Origin of the sequence: Sulfurimonas sp. (assembly GCF_016744025.1) — a bacterium.
Taxonomy (GTDB): Bacteria; Campylobacterota; Campylobacteria; order Campylobacterales; family Sulfurimonadaceae; genus Sulfurimonas.
Genome location: NZ_JADGFC010000106.1, coordinates 1 through 9,398, shown reverse-complemented (window position 1 = coordinate 9,398; position 9,398 = coordinate 1). Strand labels below are relative to the sequence as shown.

Annotated in this window: 10 protein-coding genes and 1 pseudogene; 9 read left to right on the top strand and 2 right to left on the bottom strand. The window is 29.0% G+C overall.

From position 1 onward, the window contains the following. Window positions 1-1,081: site-specific integrase (locus QZZ48_RS12290; protein ID WP_294966311.1), on the bottom strand; the 1,081-nt coding region annotated here is incomplete at its 3' end. A 391-nt stretch (window positions 1,082-1,472) separates the two neighbouring features. Here QZZ48_RS12290 and QZZ48_RS12285 point away from each other — a divergent pair. From QZZ48_RS12285 to QZZ48_RS12270, 4 genes are read left to right on the top strand one after another with little or no spacing between them, the layout of a single operon-like run. Then, window positions 1,473-2,288 (top strand): phosphate ABC transporter substrate-binding protein, encoded by an 816-nt coding sequence (locus QZZ48_RS12285; RefSeq protein WP_294966308.1) that lies wholly within the window; start codon window positions 1,473-1,475, stop codon window positions 2,286-2,288. Continuing rightward, a complete protein-coding gene (locus QZZ48_RS12280) occupies window positions 2,281-3,111 on the top strand; it encodes an ABC transporter permease subunit (RefSeq protein WP_294966306.1) in 831 nt (276 codons plus the stop codon). The genes QZZ48_RS12285 and QZZ48_RS12280 overlap by 8 nt, the downstream gene beginning before the upstream one ends. Next, complete coding sequence (locus QZZ48_RS12275; RefSeq protein WP_294966303.1) at window positions 3,111-3,980, top strand: ABC transporter permease subunit; 870 nt, start codon at window positions 3,111-3,113, stop codon at window positions 3,978-3,980. Before QZZ48_RS12280 ends, QZZ48_RS12275 begins: the two co-directional genes overlap by 1 nt. Then, window positions 3,973-4,611, top strand: a complete 639-nt coding sequence (locus tag QZZ48_RS12270) for an ATP-binding cassette domain-containing protein (protein WP_294966300.1) — start codon at window positions 3,973-3,975, stop codon at window positions 4,609-4,611. The genes QZZ48_RS12275 and QZZ48_RS12270 overlap by 8 nt, the downstream gene beginning before the upstream one ends. Here QZZ48_RS12270 and QZZ48_RS12265 read toward each other — a convergent pair. Further along, the gene (locus QZZ48_RS12265) at window positions 4,599-6,176 is read right to left on the bottom strand and encodes an EAL domain-containing protein (protein ID WP_294966298.1); all 1,578 of its coding nucleotides are present in this window, start codon (window positions 6,174-6,176) and stop codon (window positions 4,599-4,601) included. The genes QZZ48_RS12270 and QZZ48_RS12265 overlap by 13 nt on opposite strands. A gap of 108 nt (window positions 6,177-6,284) precedes the next feature. Here QZZ48_RS12265 and QZZ48_RS12260 point away from each other — a divergent pair, with 108 nt between their 5' ends. The 5 genes and pseudogenes from QZZ48_RS12260 to QZZ48_RS12240 form a co-directional block, all read left to right on the top strand. Then, window positions 6,285-6,947 carry a uracil-DNA glycosylase gene (locus QZZ48_RS12260; protein ID WP_294966294.1) on the top strand — a complete coding sequence of 221 codons (663 nt, stop codon included), beginning with the start codon at window positions 6,285-6,287 and terminating at the stop codon, window positions 6,945-6,947. A 136-nt stretch (window positions 6,948-7,083) separates the two neighbouring features. Further along, on the top strand, window positions 7,084-7,521 hold the full coding sequence (locus QZZ48_RS12255; protein WP_294966291.1) for a disulfide oxidoreductase: 438 nt from the start codon (window positions 7,084-7,086) through the stop codon (window positions 7,519-7,521). Next, window positions 7,518-8,168: a thioredoxin domain-containing protein gene (locus QZZ48_RS12250; RefSeq protein ID WP_294966289.1), complete on the top strand. Its 651-nt coding sequence runs from the start codon at window positions 7,518-7,520 to the stop codon at window positions 8,166-8,168. The genes QZZ48_RS12255 and QZZ48_RS12250 overlap by 4 nt, the downstream gene beginning before the upstream one ends. After that, complete coding sequence (locus QZZ48_RS12245) at window positions 8,169-8,780, top strand: thioredoxin domain-containing protein (RefSeq protein WP_294966288.1); 612 nt, start codon at window positions 8,169-8,171, stop codon at window positions 8,778-8,780. It abuts the gene before it with no gap. Between the two features lie 181 nt (window positions 8,781-8,961). Then, window positions 8,962-9,398, top strand: a pseudogene (locus QZZ48_RS12240) (hypothetical protein); the annotation flags it as partial.

Here is a 9,398-nt window from a genome sequence, read left to right as displayed (position 1 = left end):
ATCTTATAGTTTGGCTTATATCTGCATGATCCATTAATCTCATAATTGTATAAATTGGTGTACCTTGAATTGCTAATTGACTTGCGAATGTGTGTCTAAGTGTATGTATTACCACTCTTCTCTTACTATCCCCAGGTTCTAAATCTTGATTAAAACAATCATCAAAAACTTTTTTAAATACTTTGTATGGTGAAACCCTTGATAACGGTTTATTCTTACCATTTACTACATAATCTATAGGTGAAAGGTTTTTAACTCGTTCTTCTATTAATGTTTTATATCGTGGATGAAGAAAACCGTTATAAGTTCTATTTGATTTATGATTTTTTATTCTAATAGTATTTTGTTGAAAGTTTATATCTGATTTAGTGATAGTAAGTACACTATTTAATCTTGCACCGGTACTTAAGCTTAATGCTAAAAATATTTTCATATTAGCAGTAACATATTCTTTAAAAGCTGCACCAGTTCTATTTTCTAAAACATCCCAAAGCTTTTCTATTTCATCAATTTCTAAATATCTTTCACGGTCATTATCTATTTTCTCTCTTTCAAGTGTTTTAGAATATGCAACATTCTTTATATTTAGATTGTGGTGAATTATCATATAGTTTATAACTGTACCAACAATATTTAGCCAATCATTGATAGTTTTAGCAGCATAAGGTCTACCAGTTCTTTGACTTATCTTTTTTCTTGCTTTTTGTCTAAAGTTTTCAAGTAACTCAATCGTAATTTCATCAACTACTAAATGACCAAATGTTTTTTTCACATGTAAATCATATCTACCCTTGGTATTTCTTGTATCGCTTTTTTCTTTAATTTTATTCATATATAAATTAAAACATTCATCAAAGGTAGGTAGTTTTTTATTTTGTAACATAGGTGCGTCTTCTTTCAGTCTATCTACTGAAGTTCTTTTAGCTCGTATTTTACTTGCATAAGCAGCTGTAACACCCTCTTTGGCTGTACCTACTTTTTCTTTTTTAGATTTTCCTCTTAACTTGTATGTAATAATAAATACTCTATCCTTGTTCTGTAAGTCCCTATAATATACACCTGTAAACTTTGTTTTAATCATCTTTTTACCTCAAAATAATGGTAGCCTATTGGCAACCAAAGGATAGGATTATTAAGGTTAAAGAGGGGTTAAAGAGGGAACTGTTAAAAATACAAAACACTTACAAGGCTAGTGGTATTGGTATATAGGGGTATTAAAGGGGTTTGTGAGATTTGTATATATTATATATGCTGTGGGAAGGTAATCCAGTTGTTGTAGAAGTAGCTCAGTAATTACATCTTCAAAATATTGAGCCTTTGGCTCTTTATTTTCCATTCTTCATTCTTAAAAAATATCAAAATTTATATTTATTTTTTTAATAAAGGTAAAAAAAACTTTACTTATTAATAATAAAAAAAGCATTTTAATCATACAATCTCATTAAATAATTATATAAAACAAAGGTTGATTAATGAAAAAAGTTTTAACTCTTATGGTTGCTGTTGCTTCACTTACTTTAAGTGCTTCTAGCTTAGATGATTTTGCAGACTTAAATGGTAGTCTAAATATTGCAGGTGGAACGGCTCATATAAAGTGTGAGAAACAAGCTATCAAAAACATTATGAAAAAGTATCCTAATATTTCTATCACAATAGCAGGTGGAGGAAGTGGAATAGGTATCAAACAAGTTAGTTCTGGAATTATTGATTTAGCAAACTCGGGTAGACAACCAACAGAAGTAGAAATTGAAAAAGGTGATTTAAAACTTTTTAGATTTGCTATAGATGGGATTGGTATTATTGTTAATCCTCAAAATCCTATATCAAACCTTACAACACAACAACTACAAAAAATATTTTCTGGTGAAATAAAAAACTATAAACATTTTAGTGCAAATTCTGCTCTTATAAACCTATATACAAGAGACCAATCTAGTGCTACAAGAAAGGTTTTTTGGAAAAAAGCACTTGAAAAATCAGATATAGCCAAAACTGCAAGAGTTGTGTCTTCAAACTCTGCTATGAAAACAGTTATTAAAAATGATAGAAATGCAATAGGTATTATCTCTTTAGGTTTAGTAGATAAAAATGTAAAACTTATTAGCGTAAATGGAGTTCACCCTACTCTTGAAAATGTAAAAAATGGCTCGTACAATGTATCGAGAGGTCTATTTCTTTTAAGTAGTGGAGAACCAAAACCTTTAGCAAAAGCTTTTATAAAATACATGCGATCAAAAGAAGGTTCAAAAATAGTTTCTAAAAACGGATTCTTAGCAACTGATGAATAAACTTTTTTCTAAACTACTACTTTTTTTTACTGGATTTAGTAGTAGTTTAGTCATCTTCATATTTTTACTTCTATCTTATTTATGCATAGACTTGTTTAACTTAAACGATATTTCTAACTTTTTATCATTTGATTGGGATGTTGAAAAAGAAAAATTTGGCATTGCAACAATGCTCTTTAGTACAATGGCTATAAGTTTTAATGCTCTTTTCTTAGCTTTTGTTTTTTCTTTTAGTATTTGTAGTATTATATTTTTGTCTAAAAACAGATATCTTATATTTTTTTTGGAAAAAACTATACTTCTTATGAGTGCTATTCCTACCGTTATTTACGCTTTTGCTGCTCTTATGACAATAGTACCTTTCATTAGTACTTACAAACCAAGTTCAACTCTATCTATACTCGTTGCATCTATAGTACTAAGCCTTTTACTTATACCTACAATGAGCTTGATATTTTTAAATATATTTAAAACTCTATCTTTAAAATATCAATCAACATGTTTAAACCTAGGATTATCTAGAGATGATTTCTTTTTTAAGTTTGTACTTAAAAACTCCTACAAAAATATGACAGGTGGAGTTATCCTAGCTCTTTCTCGTGCCATAGGAGACACTATGATAGCTTTAATGTTAGCTGGTAATGCTCTAAGTTTTCCTACTTCCATATTTGACTCTAGTAGAACTCTTACTTCTCATATAGCTCTTATCTTTGCTAATGATTTTGATTCTATGGCATTTAAGGCTATATTTTTCTGTGCTGTTTTACTTTTAGGTTCTAACTTTATTTTAATATTTATAATCAAATCTATAAGGATAAAATAGTGAAAAAAGAGTATCTATTTTATAAAATTGTATTTAGTATATTTAGCTTTTTTGCTATGGCTTTAGTTTATCTACTTATTTCATTTATACTCTATAAAGGACTCTCTAGCATCTCTGTAGAGTTAATCTTCTCCGATGCCAATATAGTAGATGCTATGATGTTTAAAGAGAGAGTTTTTGATGGAATATTTCCAGCAATTATTGGAACACTTATGCTTATTTTTTTATCTCTTATTTTTGGTATAGTTTTTGGTGTTGCATCTGGAATATACCTTAGCATCTATGCAAATACAAAAGTAAAAGAATTTCTCACTACCTGCTTTGAACTTTTAGCAACCGTTCCTTCCATAATCATAGGAGTCTTTTTTCTTCTGCTTAGCATCTACTTACATAAAATATTTATGAGTAATTTTTTGCCATCTCTTTTACTATCTAGTTTAGCTCTGTCTCTTTTGATTTTGCCATATCTTGTAAAAAACACTCAACTATGTTTAGATAATATTCCAAAAGAAATCAAACATTTAGGTTTAACACTGGGCCTTAATAAAATGCAAAACCTTTTTTATATACTTCTACCATATGCTTCTAAAGAACTAACAAGTGGGATATTCTTAGCACTTGGTAGAGCATGTGAAGACACTGCTGTGATTATGTTAACAGGAGCAGTAGCTAGCGCTGGAATTGCAAGCAGTGTTTTTGACAAGTATGAAGCACTGCCTTTTTATATTTACTACATTTCTAGTGAATACAGTGATCAAGCAGAATTAAATAGTGCTTTTGGGGCAGCATTAGTACTGCTGTGTATTGCAATATTGTTATTTTTATTTACCTCTTTATTACAAAAAAAATTCAGGAAAAAATATGCTTAATATAAAAAATCTATCTCTCAGTTATGGCGATAAACATATATTTGAAGAGTTAAATATAGAGATTAAAGAAAATGAAATCACAGCTATTGTTGGAGCAAGTGGAATAGGCAAAAGTTCACTGTTTTTATGCATCAACCAGATGATACGTTATGAAAAATCATATAAGCTAAAAGGTGAAATCCTTTATAAGGGCATAGATTTAATGAAAGAGAGTGAGGATAATCTTACAAAAATCAGAAAAAACATCATATATGTGTCTCAACAACCAGATATTTTACCTATGAGTATCTATGAAAATCTAGCTTTTATAGCAAGAATACACAAAATAAAAAACATAGATGAAAAAATCAATGCAGCACTAGAAAAAGTATACTTGTATGATGAGATTAAAGATAGACTTCACACAGATGCAACTTCTCTCTCTGGAGGTCAACAGCAAAGATTAATTCTTGCTAGAGCTCTATTATTAGAACCAGAGGTTTTGCTTTTGGATGAGCCAACAGCATCTTTAAATGAAGAGCTATCTCATAAAATAGGGTTGATGTTAAAAGAGCATAAAAGTACTATAATAATAATCTCTCATTTTAAAAGTCAAGTAAAAAAGCTAACTAATAACGTCTACTCTCTTTGAGATTCAATCTCTACCAGTGGTTTATCAATATAATAACCTTGAGAAAAGTCTATTCCCATCTCTTTAACCTTATCCATAACTGTACTTGAATGAACAAACTCTGCAATCGTTTCTATTCCTAACTTATTTGCAAATTCAACTATCGTCTCAACAACCAAGTAAGAGGTTTTATTTGTATCTATATCTGTTATAAGTGAACCATCAATCTTTAAGAAATCTACATTCATTTTCATCAGATAAGCAAAGTTAGAATAACCATCACCAAAATCATCTATTGCTATTCTAGCTCCATATCTTCTTATCTCATTTATGAAACGCTCGATTTTTTGAAAATCTTTTATAGCTTCAGATTCTACAATCTCAAAAATTACTCTATTTGAAGCATTACTATACTTTAGTTTTTGTAGTATAAAATTAAACATCTCACTGTTTATAATATCTTCCATAGATAAATTTATACTAAACTCATACTCATTCTTTTCGAAAATTTCAAAAGACTTATTGATAATTATTTTTGTAATTAAGTTATAAACTTTAATACTTTTTGAGACTGGAATAAAAAGAGATGGAGAGATTACATTATCATTTTCATCTAAAAGTCTTGCTAGACACTCATACTTATGTAATTTTGATGTTTTATTATCTATGATAGGCTGAAAATATGGAACAATTTTTGATTTTTCTACTGCATGTCTAACAACATTAGAAATATTTAAATTACTTTCATACTCATTTTCAAAACCCATTCTATCTTCATATATCCAAAATGGTATTTTATTGTCTTTAGCATATTTAAGAGCCATAGAGACCTTAGAAAAAAGATTATCTTGATTTATATTTACACAAGATGCAAGTGTTAGACTTATATTTATATCATTTTGTTGGTATTTAACAGTTACATGTTTAACTTTTTCATAAAGTTTAGTTAAATAATCTTTTAAACTGTAAAAGTCTAAACTCTTTTCTAAGTAAAGAGTAAACTCAGTTCCAGAGACTCTATATATTTTTTCATCCATGTTTTTTACAAGATAATTACCAACTTGTTCAATGGTATAATCACCTACCATAAAACCATAAAAGTTATTGATAGTATCAAAGTTATCTATTGCTATAGTTATTAAACAAAAATCATCATTATCATCGAGATCTTTTCTTAGTTGATAAAGGTTTGGAAAACTTGTTAAATGGTCTGTAAAGTATTTGTTTAAGAGTTGTTTTTTACAATTTTTTAGATCCTCTGATTTTGCGATATCATTTGTTAGAGTCTCTCTTAGAATTTCATCACTGATGTCTTCTTTTTGTATCTTTTTGTCCAAATTATAAACGACAACAGAAGTATATGCTTTGTGATCATGATTAAGCATAGCAAGCTTGGCATCGGGAAGTTTTTTCTCTATTTCTAGTTTCAAATTTTGGACAAGAACAGTATTGTGCATATATGAAGAAAGGTGTATTAACATACTTGTGTTTTGTAACTCTAATATACTTCGTACAACACCACTGACCTCAGTAGATGACATTAACTTAAAACTGTTTATATGTAAAATATCATCTTTCTTTTTCATGCTATTTATCATCCTTTTTATAGTAGAAGTTTACCATAAAAAGTATACTAAAGTAGTTTTTAACCACACTTTAACTATACTCACAAAAAATAAGTGGTAGGTGACAGAGTGAAGTCTTTTCAGAATTTAATTCTTCTTCAAAATCTTTACCGCCTAAAAGCTCTTGGGTTTAGCTATATTGATCCATTTCGAGTAAACGAAAAGAGCACTCACGAAGAACCAAAAACACTTAATGAGCTCTCTAGTAGCATCTCATCGTGTCACCTTTGTGATCTTAGTAAGTCAAGAAAACAGAGTATGACTGGATATGGAAATCCAAACGCAGACCTTATGGTCGTTGATTTTAGTGTTTCAATGAGTGAAGATACAAATAATGAATACTATAGTGGAAGAAGTGGAGAGAGTTTAACAAATATGATAGAAAAAGTCATAGGTATACAAACACAAGACGTTTACTTTACTCATGCTATCAAATGTAAACCATTAAACTCTAACCTACCCTCTACATCTGAGTGGGACTCATGCAAGTCATATCTATTTACACAAATAGACTTTGTAAAACCAAAAGTAATTGTTACTCTAGGAGAAGACGCTTACTTTAAACTCACAAGCGAAGATAGAGATTTTCAAAGTGTAAGAGGTCATGTCATAGACTTTAAAAATTATAAACTAATCCCAATTTACCATCCTCAGTTCTTACTAAGAAATCCAGAACTAAAGAAAATCACTATGAGTGACTTGAAGACTATAAAAAGTTGCCTTATTAATTAAAATGCAAGAAAGTTGATATTATTAATAATATTCATTTTACTCACAAATCCCTCACTTTAATCTGCTACAATGCACATCTTAAAAAAAGAGAATGAAATATTTTCTCTAAACATATGATTGATAGGACATTTATAATATGAGTAAAAACAATATAGAATCTAGCAAAAATTGGAATATCATCTTTTTTGCTTGGCTGGTTGCAACTGTTGCAACTCTTGGAAGTCTGTTTTTTAGTGAAGTAATGGAGCAACCTCCTTGTATTCTTTGTTGGTATCAAAGAATTTTGATGTATCCTTTGGTTATTATATTCCTTGTTGGATTATTTCCATTTGATAAAAATGTATTTAAATACTCTGTGCCATTTGTTATAATAGGATGGCTAACTGCACTTTATCATAATCTTTTGCAGCATGGAATCATCTCAGAAGCTATGACACCATGTTCTCAAGGGATACCGTGTTCTACTAAATATATGAGTATTTTTGGCTTTTTAACAATTCCGATGCTTTCATTTATTGCATTTACTATTATATTAACTCTATTATTTTTATTTTTTAAAAGGAAAAACTCATGAACAAACAAAAAATAGTATTATTATCAGTGGTATCACTACTGGTTTTATTCGCATTTGGAACTTTTACATATAACAGTAATAAATCAAGCGAGACCGCTCTGATTGCTAAAGAAAATGAAGAAAGATTTATTAGAGAATATTCCACTGTTATTGGTAATAGCGATGCCGAAGTAACGCTAGTGGAGTTTTTAGATCCCTCTTGTGAAACTTGTAAAATATTTCATCCAATAATAAAAGATACAATGAATAAGTACAAAGGTAGAATAAAACATGTTATTAGATATGCTCCTTTTCATAAAGGTTCAGATTATGTAGTAAAACTTTTAGAAGCAACAAAAAAACAGGGTAAATATGAAGAAACATTGGAAGCACTTTTCAAGTATCAAAATCAATGGGTAGATCATCATGTTCCAAATAAACAAATAGTATGGCAACTTATGAAATATGTGGGATTAGATATTGAGAAGCTTAAAAATGATTTTAATGATCCTAAACTAGATGAACTAATTAAACAAGAGTTGGCTGATGTAAAAACACTAGGTGTTAAAAAAACACCTCAATACTTTGTCAATGGAAAACCATTACAAGAATTTGGACATAAACAACTCATAGAATTGATAGAATCAGAACTTAAAAAAGAATTTTAGATGAAATTTATTTACACATTATTTGTGCTTTTTACTATTTTAATTTTTACAGGATGTAATGATAAACCTAAAGAAGAGAACATTCCTCCCGTAAAAGAATATACAACAGTAGAACAATCATCATATACTATTGAAGATATTAGTACTAAAGCAAAATATATATTAAAAAGGCAAAACGGTGGCTTTGTTGTCCAGGGGCATGAAGATAAAGTTGTTATGTTTGATATGTATGCTACTTATTGTCCACCATGTCGAAAAGAAGCACCTCGTTTAACAGACTTACAGGTAAAGTATTCAGATAAACTTTTAATAATAGCACTTAATACTTTTGAAGATGTAAGCGACTCGTACATTGATGATAAGTTCAGATTTACATATGGTGCATTCTATTTTATAGGTAATTCTAAACATAATAATATAATTATTAGCACAATTTTAAAAGATATACAATATGAACCATCTATGCAAATTCCTTTTAAAGTTGTTCTCAAAAATGCAAAATATCAAAAACTGACAGATATCTATGGTGATAATCCAAATAATAATTTTTATTTAGGTGGAGTCAGCACTACTGTAATTGAGAAGGATTTAAAAAAGATTTTCGAAAATTAACTAAGAACTTTTTTAACTTATGTTTACTAGCAAATAAGTTCAAGGTGCTATAATGCTACTAATATTTAAAACATCTATGCTTTATGCTTAAGATATACTCTAAAGTATGGATTCAGTATTCTTTACAACTCCGTAATATAGGTGCCTTTAAAGAATTTAATAAAACTATAAAGAGTTACCTATGAAAAAACTATATTTTTTAACACTTATATTTCCAGCTATTTTATTTGCACAGAGTTACCTTATATCAAATATTCCACTTCCAAAAACTTATATACAGAACTTAGATCCATATAAATGTGATGAAGAATGTAGACAAGAATACCTTGATAATGATATGATATTTTCTTTTCTATCTCACTCAAATGCAAAATTAGATAATGAAGAACAAGATGATGTTAGAAAGATGAGTATATCTATTCTAAACCTCGGCTCTTCAGTTCTAACGGATAAATTACGTATCGCTCTGCTTTTACCATACAAGGTTATTGGTAGATACGCATCTTCAACTACTAATGCCTCATTTGCTTACCTGATAGCAAAAAATCACTCATTTGAGCTAAAAAGTTATAAGATAGAAAGTGAAAGTATTGAAAATATAAAAATAGCTTTAGAAGA

Excerpts from the sequence above, each read along its gene's own strand:
- QZZ48_RS12285 (WP_294966308.1), top strand. The coding sequence starts at position 1,473 with ATGAAAAAAGTTTTAACTCTTATGGTTGCTGTTGCTTCACTTACTTTA.
- QZZ48_RS12280 (WP_294966306.1), top strand. The coding sequence starts at position 2,281 with ATGAATAAACTTTTTTCTAAACTACTACTTTTTTTTACTGGATTTAGT.
- QZZ48_RS12270 (WP_294966300.1), top strand. The coding sequence starts at position 3,973 with ATGCTTAATATAAAAAATCTATCTCTCAGTTATGGCGATAAACATATA.
- QZZ48_RS12265 (WP_294966298.1), bottom strand. The coding sequence starts at position 6,176 with ATGAAAAAGAAAGATGATATTTTACATATAAACAGTTTTAAGTTAATG.
- QZZ48_RS12255 (WP_294966291.1), top strand. The coding sequence starts at position 7,084 with ATGAGTAAAAACAATATAGAATCTAGCAAAAATTGGAATATCATCTTT.
- QZZ48_RS12250 (WP_294966289.1), top strand. The coding sequence starts at position 7,518 with ATGAACAAACAAAAAATAGTATTATTATCAGTGGTATCACTACTGGTT.
- QZZ48_RS12245 (WP_294966288.1), top strand. The coding sequence starts at position 8,169 with ATGAAATTTATTTACACATTATTTGTGCTTTTTACTATTTTAATTTTT.